The following is a 20,097-nucleotide window of genomic DNA, read 5'->3' on the forward strand; positions in this document are numbered from 1 at the left end:
ACGAAGGCGCTACAGGCGCACCAATCCCGGATACATCGGTGTCGACTGCCTTCCGACAAAACCGCAGAGAACACTTAACGACCAGTTCCTTACGGCCATTAATTACTGGTGGGGCCGGCGACCTTCCAGGCACTTCCCCCGAAAATCAACGGCCGACAACCCATGCCCCGAATACAGCAGAAATACTCCCGGTGAGATCAGCCGAAGCTCCGGCTGGCCAATCAGCGGTCTTTCCGAGGAGCAAGGGGTATTTTCGTACGGCCATGCAATACCTGCGGGAGATTGAAATGCAGTCCACTGCCAGGGCGGACCACGAGGCGACGTCGTCGTCACGTTTTGGCAAGGGGGAAAGAAAGCAGCTGCGCGAACACGAGCAAACCGGTGATCAAAGTGAATCAATGGCGAAGCGGAGTACCAGCTCGGGAATGCAGGTGGGAACTATTGCCGCGTCTTTGGCTATGAAAGATAGCTCGACCGCGACGCCGGCTTCGCAAGGGCCGCACCGGTCTGGGATGGAGCTGGATAATATCGAAGGGACTGGAGAGAGCCGTACGCAATCTCAGCACGAAATTGCGACACAACCTATTGCCACAAGCGCTTTTGGTTCAGGTCATGATGTGATCATTCCTGGAGAGGGCCAGCCTGAAGAAACATTCGACGGCGCACCATATTGGATGGTAGAAAGCGGGGATAGCGAGACCAATAGCCTTCCGTCGATCCAACAAGGCTTATCTTGGCCAGGGTTAGATGACCTTGATTTGCTCGCCGACAGCAGTTCACCGCTCAGTACTCAGGTTGTTCCTCCTGACGTAGCCGCTACGAATTTAAGCACTGAGGCAGGGTCCGCCAGCGTCGAAAGCACCCAAATCCTCGCCGACAGTGCCTATTCCGACGACGCGACCGAAACCGGTGGCCAAACAGCTTCAGGATCGATCCATGAAGGTTCAGTTCGTTCGCTTGGCTCACCGGAGGAACGCTTCGACGCCTTTCCCGAGTTGACCGACGAGGACTTGGCGCAGATTGACGCATTCTCGCGAGCCCGCTCTCCTTCGAGGCGAGATGCTGCGCACGCTATTCATGCGGTCAGCTTGGATGATGCCTTCTCACGCAAGGATCTTGCCGCGGGCCACGACGGCCGGCTTACGAATCCTGCGTTCCGTCAGGAGGCTTCTCTGCAGGAATCGAGCCCATCAGAAACGAAGTCCGACGACTTCCCGGAATTAACCGACGAGGACCTGGCACGGATCGACGCACTCTCCGAAGCCCGCTCAACTTCGAGGCTGGATGTTGCACGCACTATTCATGCGGTCAGGTTGGAGGCCTCTCGGCAGGACCCGAGCCCATCAGAAATGAAGTCCGACGACTTCCCCGAATTGACCAAAGAGGACTTAGCCCGGATCGACGCACTCTCTGGACCCCGCCCGACTACGGGGCGGGAAGGTGCGAACACTATTCAGCCAGTCAGGTTGGACGATGCTTTCTCAGCCGAAGATTATACCGTGGGCCGCGGCGGCCGGCATACGAATCCTGCGTTCCATGAGGAAGCTTCTCGGCAGGACCCGAGCCCATCAGAGATGAAGTTCGATGGCTTGCCGGAGTTGACCGACGAGGATCTGGTAAGGATTGACGCAATCTCTGAACCGCGCTCGAAGAGATCTCGCTCCGAGCAGGTTGTCGGGGGAAAATCTCATAGGCTCAAACTGAACGAGGCTATCGAGGAGGCGGGCTCGCCCACTACCGTTTCGGGAACAAGCGCCGCCAGGGCGGCACCTATCACGCTCGAAAGCGGAGTACCTAGGTTGCCGCAGGCTACCCATACGGAACTTCCTGGCTCGGACGTTGCGGGTCCACTGCGGATCGGGAAGGCGTCGTGTGCCGATATACGGCGAGATGTTTCGGATAAAGGGAAACGAAAAGTCTCGTCAGATTATCAGATTCAGCAAGGTCCTGGCGCGTCCTATGCTTACCAGCCGCGACGCATGCCGACGGAAGCGATTTTCGATGCTGAACGGCTTGGTGACGAAGTGCTCATCGGGAATGAGCCAGTTCCGCGGTGGCCTTACCCCTGGGAGCACGTTGTTCGTTTTGAAACAGGCAAGCAGCTCTTCGAAAGATTGCAGAAGTGGCCGACTGCGGAGGAGTTGGAAAACAGTGTGATCCTCGTCAAAGCGGATAGCGCGCAACGATCCTATATGCCCCGAAATCAGCTGCTCTTGCATCTCGGATCCGAAAAGTATTACGAACGAATGAAAGCGCTCGGTCTATCCGATAATACCTTCAGCGGATTGAAGTCCGATAGCAAATATTTTTATGATACACCTGCTGGACCACGGGTAAGTGAACATGATTATGAGTTCCCGCGGCAGGCAGGCGTGCATAATCCAGAGGTGATGGTTCAGCATCATAGCGGAACCTTCTTCGCGTTTTGGCCAAAACTTCTCAGGCTGGAAAAGCTTGCGACAGTAACGAATACGTATGGCGCGGAAAATGTTTGGCTCAAATCGCCAGCCAATGCTTACATGACGCCGGAAACCTATAATTCCAAGGTTGCGAACGGCGCCGAAAACCTTTTCATCGAGTTCCTACGTCCCGCTCCTGTCCACGACCACCTGCGGGAACCTGGAACTTCAAACGCAAAAACTGTTGACGGACGAAACGAAGATCGCGCGCAACAGGCCGACCGGTTAGCAGATCAGTCGATGGGCCGGAACGGGGACGGCCGTGACGCGCAGGGTGGTAAGAGAACCTTGGAACCGCGCGTGCGCGAAAGGTATGGGCTGTAGATCCAGCTGCCCGTAAAGCAAACAGCCGTCCAATAGGATAAACGGAGCGTGGTCACGTGATGAATTCAGGCAAGTACACGCCAATAGGCCTGGCTGCGAGCATAGCATGTTCATTGGCCGTGGGGTTTTGTGCGGCCAGTCTCTATGTCACATTTCGCCATGGCTTTACGGGCGAAACGATGATGACTTTCAACGTTTTTGCGTTCCTGTACGAGACACCGCCTTATTTGGGATACGCAAGTCCTACGTTCTATCGCGGACTAGCCATCATCGTTGCGACGTCAACGCTCGTGTTGCTATGCCAACTACTGTTATCGATGCGCGAGCGCGAACATCACGGCACTGCTCGCTGGGCCGGCTCCGGCGAGATGCGGCACGCCAGGTACCTCCGGCGCTACAGTCACGTCACGGGTCCCATCTTCGGCAAGACATGTGGACCACGTTGGTTTGGCAGCTACCTAAGTAACGGAGAACAACCTCACAGCCTTGTTGTCGCGCCAACTCGCGCTGGTAAGGGTGTCGGCGTCGTTATCCCGACGTTGCTAACCTTCAAGGGCTCAGTAATTGCCTTGGATGTGAAAGGCGAGCTATTTGAACTCACATCGAGGGCGCGTAAATCAAGTGGCGACGCGGTTTTCAAGTTCTCGCCCTTAGATCCAGAGCGGCGAACGCATTGTTACAATCCCGTGCTGGATATTGCCGCGTTGCCGCCCGAACGGCGCTTTACAGAAACGCGCCGCCTCGCTGCGAATCTCATCACAGCCAAAGGCAAGGGAGCCGAAGGTTTCATCGACGGGGCACGGGATCTTTTCGTAGCAGGCATATTGAGTTGCATTGAGCGCGGCACACCAACGATCGGTGCCGTTTACGATCTGTTTGCTCAGCCGGGTGAAAAGTACAAACTATTTGCGCAACTCGCGGAGGAAACACAAAACAAAGAGGCTCAGCGTATCTTCGACAATATGGCGGGGAATGACACCAAAATCCTGACATCCTACACATCGGTGCTCGGCGACGGCGGACTCAATCTTTGGGCCGATCCACTCGTTAAAGCGGCTACAAGCACCTCGGATTTTTCCGTCTACGATCTGCGGCGGAAGAGGACTTGTATTTATCTTTGTGTCAGCCCGAACGATCTCGAAGTCATAGCGCCCTTGATGCGTCTTCTCTTCCAGCAGGTTGTATCAATCCTGCAGCGATCGCTGCCACTTGGAGATGAACGGCACGAAGTTCTGTTTCTCCTCGATGAGTTCAAGCACTTGGGCAAGCTGGAAGCTGTGGAGACGGCAATTACGACGATCGCCGGCTACAAGGGCCGCTTCATGTTTATTATTCAGAGTCTTTCGGCTTTGACAGGAACTTATGATGAAGCTGGTAAGCAAAATTTTCTCAGCAATACGGGTGTGCAGGTATTCATGGCGACTGCTGATGACGAGACGCCCAACTACATTTCCAAAGCTATCGGCGACTACACATTCCAGGCTCGCTCAACGTCGTACAGCCAAGCGCGCATGTTTGATCATAACATCCAAATCTCCGACCAAGGAGCACCGCTTTTGCGCGCCGAACAAGTCCGCCTACTCGACGACGATTATGAAATAGTCCTTATCAAAGGCCAACCTCCCCTCAAACTGAGAAAAGTGCGATATTATTCGGATTTCATATTGAAGCGAATTTTCGAAAGCCAACACGGTTCCCTTCCCGAGCCCGCATCTTTGATGTTGCCGGGAGACACAAACCTCGTTGAAGGCAAGCTCGACCAGGGAACAGCCGATACAACTTCGCAAAAACCGGTGCAGATTGAAGAGAACGACCATGGGGAAGTCGTTTCCCCCCAAAACAGAACTGTGGCTGATGGAGTAATGCCAATAGAAGTTCGCCCCCGTTCAAACGAAGTTGATGACGAGCGGGAATACCAAGGCGCGGACGCCGCAACCTCTGAGAAGCTTCCGGAAATTGCTCCGGCTCTTTTGGCGCAGCGCGAACTCCTCGACCAGATCATTTCGCTCCAGCTACGAGGTAGAACAGCCTCCGGCACTTGAAGCTCGATGTGATACCGCTTCGGATCGAGTCTTGTTAGCGCCGTCAGATGTCCCGTTTCGGGAATGCATTACCAACGTTGAAGGTTGCCAATTGATGAGACATCGCCATGAAACCGTCGGGAAGCTCAAAAACTGGATACGCCGGGTCGGCTAGATCCTCGCCCCAGGTTCGCGCAGGGGTTACGCCTGTCCTTCATCCCAAAGAGCCTTGGAACCGTTTTGCTTGCTCCCCATCTGACGGCCAAATGGATCACCGGGAAAATTTATCTGCGCAATTCGCTTACGATGGAATGAGACTGGGCGCAGCCGAGCGGTCCGCGTACGAGACATGGGATAGAGCGGACCGGCCGAGTTGGAAAGACCTGATACTGAGCGCTCGCCTGAACGCGATTGACAGTTTCGCTTGGAATGTCGATGTCGGAGAAAGTACCTCTTCAACTTTTGTTTATGATGGTGTTCCTCTGGCGGAAGGGGAACGGCATGCCTACGAGGAATGGGTGGAGCCGGGACAGCCCAGTTGGCAACAACTCGTTGTGAACGCGCGTATTGAAGAGCTAAACACCTCTGCTGCAATTCCGAATGAGTGTAGTCCCCTTCAAGAGGAATTCCGATCGGAGGCGCCTAAGCGTAAGCGGACAAGCTCCATTGGTCAAAAGAACGGTTTCCCTGAACCATTCGAATTTGATGGGATGAGACTCGGCTCGCCTGAGCGCGAAGCATATGAGAATTGGAGTAAACCGCAACCGCCATCCTGGAAAGACCTGATAGTTGACGCCCGTCTTGACGCAATCGACACCTCCACCTGGCTCAACGAATCAAATGACACCTCGGTCTTCGAGTACGAAGGCGTCCCGCTTGGGGAGGGGGAACGCCTAGCATATGAAAAATGGCTCGAGCCCGCGCAACCAGGATGGGAAGACCTGGTTGTGGACGCACGCGTTGCGGAATTGCACCAGTCTGCTCCGACGTGGTGCGAACACCAACCAGGCAACGACGTTTCTTCCAACGAGTCCGGGCGCATCTCGGGCGTCCCAATTAACGCCGAGCAGGTGTCGCGTGCGTTCTTCGTGTACGATGGAGTGGCGCTCGGAGCAGCCGAGCGCGCTGCGCATGATCGTTGGAGCAGGCCGGACCGGCCCACCTGGGAAGATCTTATCATAGTCGCGCGCCAAGCTGCTATCGAAGGCGGTGCCGTTTCGAATGGGATGATCGGGAAGACATCTTCCTCAGTCTTTTTATACGAGGGAATGTTGCTTGGGGATGCGGAGCGTCAGGCGTACGGACGGTGGAGGCAGCTAGCCCAGCCGCGGTGGCAAAATCTGGTGGTGAACGCGCGCCTGGCAGAGCTCGACCCGGCGGCCTGGATTCCCGATGAACATGATCCGTCTGAGGATGGCGGGGCGACTGGTCTTCTGTCGCAAGCAAGCACGACCAATAAGTCCCGCCTCAGTTTAGGTGATCAACCGGAAGCGCGCTCGCCTAGTCTCGCACGTGAGCCAGCACAACAGCCGACTCACGTGCAAAACCTGACGTGCGCACAATTGGAAGCAAGACGTGCTCTATATTTCGGGCCCTCTGGGAGGGATGCAGACCAAACCGCCAGCATCGCCGACAGTAATCGCCTCGACGAGGTAAGCAAAGTTAAACGGCTGGGTGCCAAGAGCCGTCGAGGCGCTAAAGCAACGGCCTATGACGTAATTTCAAGTGCGGAAAGACTGTCGTCTCACGAGGGTTGTTTGACGGTTCAGTCCACTCAGCCAGAAAAAGCCGCTTGCTCGAGAAGCGACAATATCGGCACTTATGGAAGTCGAAAAAACGAACGAGCTCGGCTTGCGACCGAGACCGGGAAATACGAGTCGGAGCATATTTTCGGGTTCAAGGTTGTCCACGATACCCTGCGCTCGACCAAAGAGGGCCGGCGGCTGGAAAGGCCTATGCCCGCCTATCTCGAATGCAAGGAACTTCATCGACAACATGTTGGTACGGGAAGGGGGCGGACCCGACTGGTGGGGCGCGGCTGGCCAGATGACGCAAGTTACCGCTCGGATCAAAGGGCAACTCTATCGGACCCTGTTGCGTCCACGGAAGGTGCAACGGCGTCAAACGGGTATCAATTAAACCAGCTAGGCTACGCACACCAGCTCGCTAACGACGGGCTGCAGAGCGAAACGCCAGATGGGGTTATCATGCCGCTTCAGGTCGCGACTACTAGCTACAACTATACGGTAAGCCGCGATCCGGTACTTTCTCCGCCCAGTAAAGAGCAAGCTCCGGAATTGTTGCACCTTGGGCCACGTGGCCAGACAGAAGCTGTACTCGCTCGCGAAACAGCATTGACAGGAAGATGGCCAACACGCGAGCGTGAGCAGCAAGTCTATCGAGAGTTTTTAGCCCTTTATGACGTCAAGAAGGACCTGGAGGCCAAGACACTTGGGTTGCGGAAGAAAAAAGCTGCGCTTGTTTCCGCGTTGAACCGGACTGCCGCCTCAATAGGCACTTCACCCTTGAAAGCCCAATCGTCGAGCGCAGAAGTTGAAAAAGCAACTCACGAGTTTGATGAACGACGGGTTTATGATCCGCGCGATCGCGGTCGGGACAAAGCATTACAACGGTGACAAAGCTGGAGATGACCATCGTTAGCGGACTTTGTATCGATGCTTAAAAATGATGGTTCAGCATTTGAACCGCAGGCTGTACTGCTACTCTTTGAAATCCCCCGCAAAAAACGCGCCGTAGTGCAATCGATCGCCAGGGCCTGAATTTCAGTTGAAACACGATGTCCATTCAACGCCTTAAGCGCAGGTGTTAGACTTCGCATATCCTTGATCCGCGTTGGAGTGTGAGTTATGCTCGAAGACGGCCAGAAAATGCAGGAACGCGAGCTTTCGGTCCTCGGTGGTGATAAGACCGAAAGTGCAGCCACCTTACCGAATGACATTTTGGTGGAAGTTGCCAAACATCTGCCGACCGACGATCCAGTCGAAACGGCAGCCAACCTCACAAGCTTTAAACTTGCGAGCCCGTCGGTTCGGGCATCGGTCGATCAGAGCGATGTCGGAACGTTCCACCGAAGCGTAAATCGACTGGGTGCCTCAAGCAAGGCATTGTATGACCTGGCTGTACCCCGGAACGGCTTTGCCGAGTATCCGAACTATCCGGAACCGGACCCTGCTGGCGAGTTTGCGCTGGCGAGCCAGCGCATCAGGACAATTGGTCCAACTTTGAAGTTCCAATCGCCCGCCAGGAAAACAGCGATCGTCAATCACATTCTCAATATGTCGGAAGGCGGTGAGCAGGCGGAGGCGATTATGTCGATGACGTCCCATTTGAGTGACCTCGAGAGGGCCGACAAGAGACGCCTTATCGACAGAGCAATTGAATACTTCAAGGTAGACGGGCCTATCAACTACGACAGTCGCCATTATGCAGCCTACGCGATTGCAGCGGCGCACAACCAGTTGGAACTCGAACACAAGTCACAAATCTTCGATGCAATGGCGAAGAGACCCCAGCTTGCGAGACTCTACGCCGACGAACGCATCCATGCGCAGGAGCATTTGGGGCTTGCGTCGACATCCGAAGGTCCGCACGAGCGGAGCAATAAACAACTGGCCACGGACATTCTTCAGATCGAACAAAAAATCCGCACTGAGCTCCTTCCCGAAACTCTCAGTGCTCACGACCAGATGGTAAAAGCGGAAGGAATCGCTGGATCGATTGAGAAGGCTTACCGCGATGCTCGCGCGAACTTAACCCGGGCACCGCGAGGGAGGTCAAATTCTGATCTCAGCCGGTAGAACTTGGTCTGAATATTCGATTATTTCTCCGACGAAAGCACTTGGTTGACGAGCGAATTTTTAAACGAGCATCGATAAAGCGTGCACAGGGAAGGCCCACCTAATGGTCAGTATAAATAAAAAAGCCCCGCAGAAATCTTCTACAGCGACCACGCGCAATTCTGATGAACGCCTGGTTGATCAGTTAGGGCAGGCGTACCTTGTGGAACGCGAGGCGCAGGAAAGGCGCGCGCGACTTGAAGCGCCGCCGGCGTTGAAAAAATATGCCTCGAAACTGCAACTCCTCAATAAGCTCGATGCAGATTTCCGTGGTGTGATCGCCCACAAGCCGTTTCGCAGCGAGCAACTGCGGGTCGATAGCAATGGAGAATTGACCCATAGTCGGGGTCTCATAAAAAAGAAGAAGAAGGTTTTCATTCGAGATCAAACAACTGGCTCCCTTCGGCTTATTCACTACGAGAGGTCTGACTGGAATAGTGTCCGTCGCTATGACTACGACCAGAACGGCGTGTTGAGCGAGAAACATATCAAAAGCAAAGCCGGTGCCTTCGAAGAAAAATGGGAGCGGGACGAAAACGGTGAACTGATGCGCACCCGATACATCGATCGGCGCAGACTTACTGGACGGGCGTTGCATCCCATTTCCGAGGAAATCGGACGTCCTTATGAGAGTGGCCTGGAGAAGAGGCTTTATCGCGTTTTAACGCGTCGGGAGGGCTCCCAACAAAAGACTTTCGAACGCGATGACAAGGGTAATCTGGAGCTCATTGCAAGCAAACGGATGGGCTATTCGATGTCTTCACAAAAGGCACCGGATCGACAAACATCTAGAACAAGTATCCGCAAGCTTGGCGGAGCTTTCAGTGAATCATATAGATCCCGGCTGGATAAGGACGGCCACGAGTTAGGTCGGGATGTCTCCGCACATCGAAGCCTCCTCAACAAGCGTTCAGCCGTCTACGATGACGCTACAGGGGAGCTAAAGAGCAGCAAGCACACGTTTGGGAAGATATACAAAGCGGAAGCGACATACCTGAACGCCGAAATCAAAGAGGTCTCCAAAAAAATCCTCGGAGTTACGGTCGGTAAAGAATTGAAGACATTAAGTGGACGCGAACTCGAGGCTCAAGTATTACGTGCCGCGGAACGTGCCCTCCATAAACAGGCCTGGCAGCACCCTTCAGCTAACCCCTCGCGGTCGCAGCGGGAAAATACCAACAGTCATCTTGGAAACGAACTTGATGGGCCGCTCGAATCGGATATGACCGTCGTCCATCAAGCCGGATCCGGGTTCGTCGGCGACGATCGCCACGTTCATGATGGCGGTGGATCCAGGTTGAATGAATTGCACGAATCGCGATCGTCGAATGATAGGGAAAAGCTTAGTTCGCCGAGAGCCGAAATTTGCGACCGCTCGATGAATCGGGATCGCACCGGCTCAGGTACTTTGTCGCGATGATAGCTAAACTAGGGGGGCACACACCGAGTTGTCAAGTCGCCCCCCGGCAAATGAGCTCATCCCTGCTGCCATATTCCCAAACTACCAACGTTTCGCGTCAAAATGATCACTGAGAAATCCGTGCCATCCCCGAAAATAACTGCCACGAGTGTCTCATCGAAGCCCACCTGCCGTGTCGTGCGGCCCGGCAGCACCTATGCCGGAAAACAGGGTCTCAATTATTTCGAAGGGATTGCGGCCGAGACAGTGGGCTCGACGGGGATCTGCATGCATCTTTTAACCATACCGCCGGGCGCCCGCGCCAAGGCGCATTTGCACGCCTCGCATGAGACAGCGATCTATGCGATTTCCGGAGAGACGCATTGCTGGTTCGGCGACCAGCTGGAAGAACACGTCATCGTTCGCGAAGATGAGATGTTCTATATTCCGGCTGGCGTTCCGCATCTTCCCGCCAATCTCAGCGACCGGCCGGCGACAGCGGTCATCGCCCGCACCGACCCGAAGGAGCAGGAAAGCGTCGTCCTGTTGCCGGATTTGGAGGGGTATGTGCCGCGTTGAACGCCACCCGGCGGACCCAACCTGGTGCAATGCTACGAGTCAGTTTACTGTAGGGTAAGCATCCGGTGAAGGCCGCAGGTTAGGCTGCTTTAGCTTTCAATCCGTGCGGCTGCCAATTCCACGGAAGCAATTGCTCGAGCTTACTGATTGGCGTGTCGGCGATGCGGGCCAGGAGGTCAGCAAGCCAAGCCTGCGGATCGACGTCGTTGAGCTTGGCACTTTATGCCGACCGGCGAACTATGCCTATTAATCAAGTTTTTTCCAACGTTTCCGGCAGCATAGCGGTCGCCCAGTCGGCATAGCTTAGGGTCTCTCCGTCGCAATTGACGCGAAGGAGAGGACACATGAACACAACTGACTATTTGAATCGCAGCGCCCTATATCGGAAGCTGCTCCACGGTCCGTATCGGGAGTTTGCGCGTGTTTACGCCGCCAGCATGTCGAAAGAAGGCTTGGGTCGGCAATGCACGTGGCGCTCGCTGAGCCTGTTTCGAGACCTGATGGACTGGCATGTTGGCAATGGATATGCCCCGCAGGATTTGAGCGAAGCTTATGTCGATCGTTTTCTTGAGCATCGCTTCAAACACTGGAGTCCCGATACGGGCGACCGATCGGCACTCCGACGCGTGCTTTCAGCGTTACGGGAAGAGGGCTTAATACCAGGTGCGCTTCCGGTTGAGCGCACTGAGCACGAGCAGATCGTCGATGTATTCGGGGCATATCTCTCGAATGAGAGAGGGCTCGCCGCCTCGACGGTGGGGAGCTACAAGCTTCTGTCACTTCGATTTCTGCGGGAGGTCTGTCCTGCCGGCGCGAATGGGTTTGCAGCGCTCACCCCGGAGATTGTCATCGGGTATGTCGAACGACATGCGCTCGATGGCTCCGCCGACAGCGGCAAGGCAATGTGCGGAGTCGTGCGTGCCTTACTGCGCTACTTGCATTTGAAGGGCTTCATTTCGACGGCGTTGGCCGATTGCGTGCCATCCATCCGCCGCTGGCGACTTGCCGGCCTTCCAACCTTCCTGCCGCCAGAGAAGGTCCAGAAGGTTCTCGATGCCTGTGACCGGACGACGGCAATGGGACATCGGGACTATGCGGTTCTGATGATCTTGGCCAAGCTCGGTTTGCGCGCTAGCGAAGTTGCTACCCTCAATCTCGATGATATCGACTGGCAGTCGGGCACGATTCTCGTACACGGAAAGGGACGGCGGCAAGCGACTATGCCGCTGCGTCACGACGTCGGAACAGCTATCGTGGCTTATATCCGGCATGGGCGTCCCGCTTCGGCGTGTCGGCGAGTTTTCTTGCGAACACTTGCGCCGCACGTGGGCTTTGCCTCCGGCTGCGCCATCACGATGATCGCGAAGCAGGCACTCGAGCGGGCAGGCATTGATGGCTATGCCCATCACGGCGCCCATCTTTTCCGCCACAGCCTCGCGACCGACCTTTTACGGTCGGGTGCCAGCTTTGCCGAGATCGGCCAACTGCTCCGTCATCGAAGCATCGACAGCACAAGGATCTATGCCAAGCTCGATGTTGACAAGCTGCGTGGACTGAGCCTGCCCTGGCCGGGAGGTGTCCAATGAGCCGGCTTCGCACTGCCCTCAACCGCTATGTCGGCATGCGCCAAGGGCTGGGATACAAATATGATGGGCCGGCACGACGGTTGTCGGCATTCGTCACCTTCATGGAAGCCCGCGGCGCCGAGACCATCACGTCGGACCTGGCAATGCAGTGGGTGACGTCGATGGGCCGACAGCCGAGTTGGTCCATCCGCCTGGCTGATGTGCGCTGCTTTGCCCAGCACCTCAGTCATTTCGATCTTCTGACGGAAGTGCCACCGAGCGACGCAGTGCCGCCGGCACGGCGGACAAAGCCCTACATCTATAGCGACATTGAGATTCAGGCGCTGCTGGCGGCAGCACTGTCGCTGCCGCCAGCCAACGCCCTTCGACGCTGGACGTATCACTGCCTGTTCGGACTGATAGCGGTCGCCGGACTGCGCCATTCTGAAGCGCTCGGCCTGCTCCGGGCCGACGTCGATCTCGAGCAGGGCGTCCTCACTATCCGAGAGACAAAGTTCGGCAAGTCACGGCTGGTGCCGCTGCATGCCACGACAATCGCTGTCCTTACAAACTATGCTGCCCGACGCGATGCACACCTTGGCACGCCGCGCAGTCCCTATTTCTTCGTCGCCGAACAGGGCGGCAGATTGCTGCATCAATACGTGCACCGGGTGTTCTGGCGACTATCCCGGCAAATTGGTTTACGGCAGGAGGGGGATCGCGGTGGCCCGCGGGTTCACGATCTTCGTCACCGTTTCGCCGTCCAAACCCTGATCAACTGGCATCGCGCTGGCGAAGATGTGGAACGCGAGCTGCCGGTACTCTCGACCTTCCTCGGCCATGCCAATGTTCGCGACACCTACTGGTATCTGTCCGCCGCGCCGGAGCTGATGAATCATGCCGTTCGGCGATTGGATAAGCGGTGGGAGGTTCGGTCATGAGACGAACGAACGACTTAGCCGTGCTGATCGAGCGGTGGTTCACAGATCGGCTCATGAAGCATCGAGGTGTAAGTTCCAACACCATTGCCTCCTATCGAGACACGTTCAGGCTCCTGTTTGCGTTCGCGCAGGCGCGCCTTGGGAGGTCCCCATCTCAATTGACACTGCGGGATTTGGACGCTCCGTTCATCGGCGCATTCCTGGAAGTCCTCGAGACGCAGAGAGCCGCCTCGGTGAGGACCCGGAATCTCCGCCTCACAGCCATTCGATCTTTCTTCCGATATGCGGCGTTCGAGGAGCCGGCACATAGCGCCCACATCCAGCGCGTGCTCGCGATCCCCAGCAAGCGATGCGACAAGCGGCAGCTTCAGTTCCTAACCAGGCCCGAGATTGAATCGATCCTGGACTGCACGGATCGAAGCACGTGGCTGGGACGCCGCGATTACACTCTGCTATTGCTGGCCGCGCAAACGGGGCTGCGGGTTTCGGAAGTCATCGACCTCGACCGAGACTCGGTAATGCTCGGCCGCGGTGCGCATGTGCAATGCGTCGGTAAGGGCCGCAAAGAGCGAAGTACGCCGCTCACAAAGGTTGCACAGGAAGCCCTCCGGCGTTGGCTCAAGGAACCAGGGAAGCGAGGCGCAACGGCTCTCTTTCCGAATATGCACGGTGGCAGGCTCAGCGCCGACGGCGTGCAGGCACTGCTGAACAAATATGTCGCCAAAGCGCGCGAGCACTGCGTCTCCCTCCGCTCGAAGCGGGTGTCGCCCCACGTCTTGCGGCACAGCGCTGCCATGGAGCTACTACAGGCGGGCGTCGACTGCTCGGTCATTGCCCTGTGGCTGGGCCATGAGGCGATGGAAACGACGCTGACCTATCTTCATGCACATCTTGAACTGAAGGAATCGACACTCGCAAAGCTGAAGCCGTACGAACGCGCCAAGGCCGAGCGATTTCGACCAAACGACCGGCTTCTGGAATTCCTGAACGCCCTCTGAGCATGAGAACTATGCCGAGTGCCAACGACGGGTCTTCGACCAAAACGGCAAGAGAAGCGCGTTTCAACTGGTAAGTTGGAAGAGGTGCTCGGCATAGTTCGCCGGTCGGCATAAACCGCCTTATGCCGCGCGCGGCATAATGCTGTCATGATCAGTGTCGCCATGAAGGCGGCGCGATCGGCACCTCGATCCGATCCGGCGAAGAGCCATGACTTCCTCCCGAGAGCAAAGCCTCTCAGCGCTCGTTCGGCCGCGTTGTTCGTGAGACAAATCCTGCCCTCGTCGAGGAAAGACGTGAAGCCGTTCCAGCGCTTCAGCATGTAGTCGATCGGCTCGGCGACTGGAGAACTGCGCGACAGTTTTGCCCGTTCGGTTTGAAGCCAGCAGTGCAGTTCGCCGACAAGCGGCAGGCTGTCCTTGCGACGGCGCTCCAGGCGTTCCGCTGCGGCAAGCCCGTTGATCTGCCGCTCGATGTCGAACAGGGCATCGATCCGTTTGACGGCCTCCAACGCCATAGGCGAGATCGGTGCGGCGCGGCTGCCGCGTTTGGCATTCGTGGCGATGTCGGCCAGCACGAAGAACTTGCGCCTCGCGTGCGACCAGCAGAGCGCCTGCGTCAGCGGCCCCGGATCGCGGTCTACCTTGAACAGCGGATTGTAGCCGCCAATATGTTCTGCCGAACATATCGGGGGCTATGTTGCGGCCGTCCATATGTGGCCCTGCTGACCTATACCCTTTGTCAACTGAGTATTTGGGCCCGATTTGACGCAACATAAATCGCAAGTTTGGCAGCCGGACCTTTTCTCGTTTGGAGGTTCGACATGGATCACCCTTCCTTTTCCGACCAAGCCGCTGATGCCCTATTTACCGAAGTGCCATTTGCTGACGAGCGGAACCGCTATTTGCATCACTGCGCCACACTCGGAGCGAGACCCGAAGTTCTCAGGGTCAAACGCAACGAACTCCTGTGGATCGCGCGACATCTCGGTCCAGAGGCTGCGGCCGGCGTCGGCATGGCGGAGTTGTTGCCGATCGCGCAGGCTCGGCAGAATGTTCACGGTGCGGCTACCGCTGCACGTCGGGTCGTCGATATCGGGCGCCCCTGGCTGAAGTTCCTTGGCTGGTGGCGTGAGCCCACTGTCATATTGTCGTACCAGGCGCAACTCGACCGGTATGTTGGCTGGATGCGCGACGAACGCGGATTGACACCGTCGACGGTGGAACAATGGGGGCGCATAGCCGGCAGATTCTTGCTGTGGTGCGAACAGTCGAGCCACCGGCTCAAGGATTTGAAGGCAGAAGACATCGACAACTATATAGCGACCCAAGGGGCCGGACGCTGGGGTCGTGTCTCGATTGCATACATCGTCTCAGCCTTGCGCGGATTTCTTCGATATGCGGCAAAAGAGGCTTGGTGCTCAGACCGCCTGGTGTCGTCAATATCGCGGCCTCGGCTCTATCGACAAGAATCTCTGCCATATGCCCCAGACTGGTCGGACGTCCAAAAGATGTTGGCTGATGTCGATACCGACCGGCCCCGCGATATCCGAGACCGCGCGATCCTAATGTTGCTGGCGGTATATGGTATGCGGCGCGGCGAAGTAGCCGCGCTGCGGCTCGACCAAATCGACTGGGCGGGGCGAACGCTTCGGCTTTTCCGCTTAAAGCGCCGACAAGCCCAGATCTATCCGCTGGTGCCCTCCGTTGCGGAAGCATTGGCACGCTACGTGGACAGAGTCCGCCCGCCGTCGTCGTGCCGAGAGGTTTTCCTCCGGATGCAGGCGCCTCGACATCCCTTAGGGGCCTCCAGCATTTATAGCGTCGCCAATCGGCGATTTGTTGCGCTCAACTTTATGGACCGCCTCTTAAGGGCGGTGGAGCGTCGTGACCGGAAGAAGTTGACCGACGTGCAAGCCGTCAGCGGTTGCGCAAACGACGATGATATCCGTCTCCAGCGCAGTGTCTTGGCCCAATGCCTGATTTTATACAGCCGAGTTCAATAAGCGAAGTGGCGCACACTGTCATCAGAACTTTCCTGCCAACCGCCCGAGGTCTCCAAACGAACAAAACCGCCTTACAACGGGCCTTGCTTCAAGATATTACCGAAACGTGCTCCCTCATGAAAAGGTCGCGAATAGGTTGCGGCTATCATCGCTCTTGATCATGGCGCACCTCATAAGCGACCCAAGGCAAAGCACGATGTCGCCTTATGTGGGGTGGCAGGATATATTGTGGTGTAAACGAGCTAAGTACAAGAGCTTTGAAGCGATTTTTGAGCACGTTTTTGCTATATTACCAGATGGTGTCCGGGTATGTTTAAAAGTGATTAATACAGCCTATCTAATTACAATTTTTATTTAAGATATTAAAATAATAATAATATCCGCGCCTTTAAATAATAAAGGTGAAAATTTTATCGCCAATCGTCGTCGTGCAACAATACGTGAGCCTGCACTTATTTTCCAAATTATATAAATAGGAAATACAAGCAGATTGGAGCAATTAGAAAGGGCGCCAATAATATTCACTACTAACATTTTATAAAAAGAACAAATACATCTGTCGACTATGCCGTACGAGTTGGTCGGGCAAAGCGGAGACTCGCCACAAGTTGAAGTCGTGAGAGGCGATGGGCACATCGTCAGAGCTGAGTGCGGCATCGAGCTCGGAAAGATTGCGCCTGCCTATCTCTCCGAGAGCAGCGAGCAACGACGTTTCAGTGCATTCCTGTACTCGCTTTCCGAGATTGTACATGCCTCTGTGTTCGATGACTTGAAGAGGCAGAGTCTCTTCAAGACGTTCAAGGAGGTTCGGTACCGAGTGCCGGGCGAGACCTCATCCGCCGTGACACCATTTGGGAGATCCCATTCGAGCTTCCACTCGGGCCAACATGTGCCTTTCACGGGGAACGGTTTGCGCTGGCAAAGGATATCGTTTTCCATCGGTTTCGGAAGGCTGCCAGATAAATATGAGCTTTTCTAAAAAGGATTCTTGTAATAATTAATCCTTATCCGGCGGGAGTCTTAAGTACTTAATGATGTTGAAAGAATTTATATTAAAAATATTCTATTCTGAATTATTGATTAATTAAATAAAGTATATAAAATATAAATAATTTTCGGTGAAAAAGATTCCATAGTTATTTATTCAATAATGCAGTGGCTCATGGAGATATTATATTATTTCTGGCGTTGTGTATTGAAATAGTCGCCGGAGTGGCGGATCATAGACACTAAAATAGAAAAAACTAAGTAACAACTGAAGCAATTATGACTTCTTTCCCTTCCTACGGTGACTATGGATGTAATAGAACAGCGGCAGATCGGAGCGATCACTTGCTCAGATCGGGCAACAACACGCCGAGATCGCCAAGAATTGCAGAGAGAGCATCCTCATTCGGTATGGCGAAGACGTTGGTTCCAGTGGGCTTCGTCTCACGGGTACCGACCCAGAACGCGATACCATTCTCCTTGTTGCCAACAGCGGTCAGCATATCTTTATCGTTTTCGCCGTTGCCGCACGCTATATGTAGGCCGATCTCACGAGGGAGTAGATTGACATAAGCAAAATAGCCTTTGCGCTTGCCTGGCGTTTCCTCGGGCATAACGCAATGACCCTCGGGTACTGCGGTCGCCCGGAAAGTGCGTCCCCAGGAATGATCTACACGCGGAAGAAGCGATGAAAGCAGATCTCCGGCCGATTGGTAACGTGGATGAGAGTCCCACATCTGACAGCCATAGAAATGCTCCATCGGAATGTTGCGGATTTCTGGGTTGCCGCCAAATTCGCTCTCCATAACCGCATGAATGCGGCTCCAGTTGGGCAGGGGAACGGATTCAAAACGTTGACCTTTGAAGATTGTGACCGTTCCGTCATTCCCTTGAAAATCAATACCTGGAATGTCTTTGAAGGGCGAAGCAGCGATTTCGCCGCAGTGGCGAGCGGACGTCAGCAGTAGGTAATGTCCCTTCCGGGCGATCTTGGTCAAATTGTCGATGATATCGATGGCAGGATTAATTTCCCAGCACTGACGGTTTCGATCTTGCTTAAAGGCGGTGCCATCACCATCGAAGGCGAGCAGAACCCGGAGAGAGGGATCCGTAAGACCGCGTGCTACCCGTTCCGCGATATCCGGAATGACCTCAACAAGAGACATATTCAAAGCTGGTGTAAATACGATCTGAATGAAGCCTTAAATGTAACGCAGCGCGGCAAGCATTAGTTGACTTTTTGGTGAGAGAAATAACTCTTAGCAGGGATTAGTTGGCCAGCCATTATCAATGTGGGGCCAGGCTGACAATGTTTGCGTGCAAGGCCGGATTATGTCGATGTAGACCTGCAGACCCGTTGACTTCCTATAAACACCGCCAATCATCCACCTCTCCCTTTCCAAGGTCTTGCCTTTTTTGCCTTGCTACCATGCCAGCCAGCGACGCGATGTGCGCTGCCGCGGTCGCCTTCCCGGAGGGTAACTGGAAGAGAGAACTCGCTGCGCTGCAGATTTTGCATGATCCTGTAGATGTGATTACGGCCGCTGTCGCCAGAGGTCTTAGCGGCATATGTAATGTCGTTGCTGCAATGGATGCCGAAAAAGTGACAGGCCTCGGCGACGTCATTCGGCGGATGCCTGCTCTAAATCACCGAATTGCCGTCGCCGCCGGTGAAACTCCAGTGCGAGACCTCGGAATAGGGTACCAGTGCGCAATCTGCCACCCCGACATAGCAAGTGCTATGTTAGCCACTTCCGACGGGATCAGCCATGCTGTCCGTGAAAAGATCGAGAAAGAAGTTGCTCAGGATATTGGAGAAGGTGCCATCGTATACATCTTCATTCAGCCGAGGATGAGTTCCAGCAACTCTCCGGTTTCTGTCCATTTCACCCTCCAGTTTGCGAGTTCTGGAGCTCTCGTCGAAGCCAGAATGATAGAGAGTTACAATTTTATGAAAGGCGATGGCACAGTGACTGCAGAGAAATTGAAAAGTCATTGGAAGCAGCACGGTATTCGCAGACCAAGTCCACGTCCGCCCAGGTCCAAATTTGAACTTCTTTTCGCTCCGGTCCCCGACAACAGTAAACTTGCCGCCGCCGATTTCACCCATCTCGGCTTGGTCGAGCGGGATAGAGAATTGCTTGGCAGTACGGTCTTCGGAATTGCCGCCAATAAACCTGGGACGGTAGTTTATCAGTGTGACAAGGTTCTGTGTCTGGAAGTGGATGTCGAGTCACACCGCGCGTTGGAGGTGCTTCACCGCCTTGGGGAGCAGGTATATAGGGCTGGTTGGGGCACGAGTTTCGGTCTTCACACAGGCCCTTCATCTTGTCTTAATCTTTCCGCTGCTGCACTCGCCACCTTTTTCAAACGGACTGATCTTTGTTCCGTCCCGCTGAGTGATGTTTTTTGTCTCTTCTGCGACCATGCCAGCCGTTGCTACGCCGCCAAAGAAGACGGACTTCCACTCACCGCCTTCTCCCTCGAAAATGAAAGTCAGTTTGAACTCGTCGACCCCCAGGTTGTCAGAAAATACGTTCTCGGTCTTTTCGACGCCCCGACAATGGTTGAGCCCCGCGATATCAGCAGAGCGAGCTTCTGCAGCCAATATATAACTTTCCGGGAACCACATCCCTGTAAGGAGTTCAATGAAATTGGTGTTCTGATCCTCGATGCTGCTGCTAAAATGCTCGAAAGTTATGCCGAATTCCTGGAAGACGATGGAAGCGATGATAATGAAATTGCGAGCGTTAAAGATGTATTTGGCTTAATTGATAGGACATTATGAGCACGATACAAAACAGAAGCAGTAACGGAAGTTTCCAATGTGTTTGATATTTGTGTTGCCATTGTATGTTGAATTCCTTTTGTCAATCTTATTGCATGTTCGAAATTGCATAAATTTGGGCCGTAATTTTCCGACTTTTTTGAATTTTCGTTCATCTCTTTAATTGTTGATGTTGT

General features: G+C 54.8%; 12 protein-coding genes and 2 pseudogenes. 11 read left to right on the forward strand and 3 right to left on the reverse strand.

The window, feature by feature from the left end; translation table 11 throughout:
- Positions 1–287 precede the first annotated feature (287 nt).
- The 6 genes from EXN68_RS25465 (at position 288) to EXN68_RS25490 (ending at position 10,639) form a co-directional block, all read left to right on the forward strand.
- Positions 288–2,783 carry a virA/G regulated protein gene (locus tag EXN68_RS25465; protein WP_173992072.1) on the forward strand — a complete coding sequence of 832 codons (2,496 nt, stop codon included), beginning with the start codon at positions 288–290 and terminating at the stop codon, positions 2,781–2,783.
- A gap of 59 nt (positions 2,784–2,842) precedes the next feature.
- The gene (gene virD4, locus EXN68_RS25470; protein ID WP_012476043.1) at positions 2,843–4,825 is read left to right on the forward strand and encodes a type IV secretion system ATPase VirD4; all 1,983 of its coding nucleotides are present in this window, start codon (positions 2,843–2,845) and stop codon (positions 4,823–4,825) included.
- A 245-nt stretch (positions 4,826–5,070) separates the two neighbouring features.
- A complete protein-coding gene (locus tag EXN68_RS25475) occupies positions 5,071–7,440 on the forward strand; it encodes a virA/G regulated protein (protein WP_236771576.1) in 2,370 nt (789 codons plus the stop codon).
- A gap of 231 nt (positions 7,441–7,671) precedes the next feature.
- Positions 7,672–8,622: a hypothetical protein gene (locus EXN68_RS25480; protein WP_077768107.1), complete on the forward strand. Its 951-nt coding sequence runs from the start codon at positions 7,672–7,674 to the stop codon at positions 8,620–8,622.
- Positions 8,623–8,725: 103 nt separating this feature from the next.
- On the forward strand, positions 8,726–10,081 hold the full coding sequence (locus tag EXN68_RS25485) for a hypothetical protein (protein ID WP_012476046.1): 1,356 nt from the start codon (positions 8,726–8,728) through the stop codon (positions 10,079–10,081).
- Between the two features lie 102 nt (positions 10,082–10,183).
- Positions 10,184–10,639, forward strand: a complete 456-nt coding sequence (locus tag EXN68_RS25490) for a cupin domain-containing protein (protein WP_012476047.1) — start codon at positions 10,184–10,186, stop codon at positions 10,637–10,639.
- 79 nt (positions 10,640–10,718) lie between these two features.
- Here the strand turns inward: EXN68_RS25490 and EXN68_RS25495 are convergent.
- A pseudogene (locus tag EXN68_RS25495) lies at positions 10,719–10,859 on the reverse strand (transposase domain-containing protein); the annotation flags it as partial.
- Positions 10,860–10,983: 124 nt separating this feature from the next.
- On the opposite strand from EXN68_RS25495, the gene EXN68_RS25500 reads away from it, so the two are divergent.
- The 3 genes from EXN68_RS25500 to EXN68_RS25510 are packed head-to-tail and all read left to right on the forward strand — an operon-like array spanning position 10,984 to position 14,143.
- Positions 10,984–12,225, forward strand: a complete 1,242-nt coding sequence (locus EXN68_RS25500) for a site-specific integrase (protein ID WP_012476048.1) — start codon at positions 10,984–10,986, stop codon at positions 12,223–12,225.
- The gene (locus EXN68_RS25505; protein WP_077768106.1) at positions 12,222–13,145 is read left to right on the forward strand and encodes a tyrosine-type recombinase/integrase; all 924 of its coding nucleotides are present in this window, start codon (positions 12,222–12,224) and stop codon (positions 13,143–13,145) included. Before EXN68_RS25500 ends, EXN68_RS25505 begins: the two co-directional genes overlap by 4 nt.
- Positions 13,142–14,143, forward strand: a complete 1,002-nt coding sequence (locus EXN68_RS25510) for a tyrosine-type recombinase/integrase (protein ID WP_077768105.1) — start codon at positions 13,142–13,144, stop codon at positions 14,141–14,143. The genes EXN68_RS25505 and EXN68_RS25510 overlap by 4 nt, the downstream gene beginning before the upstream one ends.
- A 140-nt stretch (positions 14,144–14,283) precedes the next feature.
- On the opposite strand, the pseudogene EXN68_RS25515 reads toward EXN68_RS25510, so the two are convergent.
- Positions 14,284–14,820 (reverse strand): annotated as a pseudogene (locus EXN68_RS25515) (IS66 family transposase); the annotation flags it as partial.
- A 144-nt stretch (positions 14,821–14,964) separates the two neighbouring features.
- On the opposite strand from EXN68_RS25515, the gene EXN68_RS25520 reads away from it, so the two are divergent.
- Positions 14,965–16,146 (forward strand): tyrosine-type recombinase/integrase, encoded by a 1,182-nt coding sequence (locus EXN68_RS25520; protein WP_077768104.1) that lies wholly within the window; start codon positions 14,965–14,967, stop codon positions 16,144–16,146.
- A 1,328-nt stretch (positions 16,147–17,474) separates the two neighbouring features.
- Here EXN68_RS25520 and EXN68_RS25530 read toward each other — a convergent pair.
- On the reverse strand, positions 17,475–18,299 hold the full coding sequence (locus EXN68_RS25530; RefSeq protein ID WP_010900201.1) for a hypothetical protein: 825 nt from the start codon (positions 18,297–18,299) through the stop codon (positions 17,475–17,477).
- A gap of 263 nt (positions 18,300–18,562) precedes the next feature.
- Here EXN68_RS25530 and EXN68_RS25535 point away from each other — a divergent pair, with 263 nt between their 5' ends.
- The gene (locus EXN68_RS25535) at positions 18,563–19,921 is read left to right on the forward strand and encodes a hypothetical protein (RefSeq protein ID WP_077768103.1); all 1,359 of its coding nucleotides are present in this window, start codon (positions 18,563–18,565) and stop codon (positions 19,919–19,921) included.
- The last annotated feature ends 176 nt before the right edge of the window (positions 19,922–20,097 follow it).

Origin of the sequence: Martinezella rhizogenes (assembly GCF_007002745.1) — a bacterium.
In the GTDB taxonomy this organism is placed as follows: Bacteria; Pseudomonadota; Alphaproteobacteria; order Rhizobiales; family Rhizobiaceae; genus Agrobacterium; species Agrobacterium cucumeris.

Coding starts and splice junctions, on each gene's coding strand:
- EXN68_RS25465 (WP_173992072.1), top strand. CDS start 288: ATGCAGTCCACTGCCAGGGCGGACCACGAGGCGACGTCGTCGTCACGT.
- virD4 (WP_012476043.1), top strand. CDS start 2,843: ATGAATTCAGGCAAGTACACGCCAATAGGCCTGGCTGCGAGCATAGCA.
- EXN68_RS25475 (WP_236771576.1), top strand. CDS start 5,071: ATGGATCACCGGGAAAATTTATCTGCGCAATTCGCTTACGATGGAATG.
- EXN68_RS25480 (WP_077768107.1), top strand. CDS start 7,672: ATGCTCGAAGACGGCCAGAAAATGCAGGAACGCGAGCTTTCGGTCCTC.
- EXN68_RS25485 (WP_012476046.1), top strand. CDS start 8,726: ATGGTCAGTATAAATAAAAAAGCCCCGCAGAAATCTTCTACAGCGACC.
- EXN68_RS25490 (WP_012476047.1), top strand. CDS start 10,184: ATGATCACTGAGAAATCCGTGCCATCCCCGAAAATAACTGCCACGAGT.
- EXN68_RS25500 (WP_012476048.1), top strand. CDS start 10,984: ATGAACACAACTGACTATTTGAATCGCAGCGCCCTATATCGGAAGCTG.
- EXN68_RS25505 (WP_077768106.1), top strand. CDS start 12,222: ATGAGCCGGCTTCGCACTGCCCTCAACCGCTATGTCGGCATGCGCCAA.
- EXN68_RS25510 (WP_077768105.1), top strand. CDS start 13,142: ATGAGACGAACGAACGACTTAGCCGTGCTGATCGAGCGGTGGTTCACA.
- EXN68_RS25520 (WP_077768104.1), top strand. CDS start 14,965: ATGGATCACCCTTCCTTTTCCGACCAAGCCGCTGATGCCCTATTTACC.
- EXN68_RS25530 (WP_010900201.1), bottom strand. CDS start 18,299: ATGTCTCTTGTTGAGGTCATTCCGGATATCGCGGAACGGGTAGCACGC.
- EXN68_RS25535 (WP_077768103.1), top strand. CDS start 18,563: ATGCCAGCCAGCGACGCGATGTGCGCTGCCGCGGTCGCCTTCCCGGAG.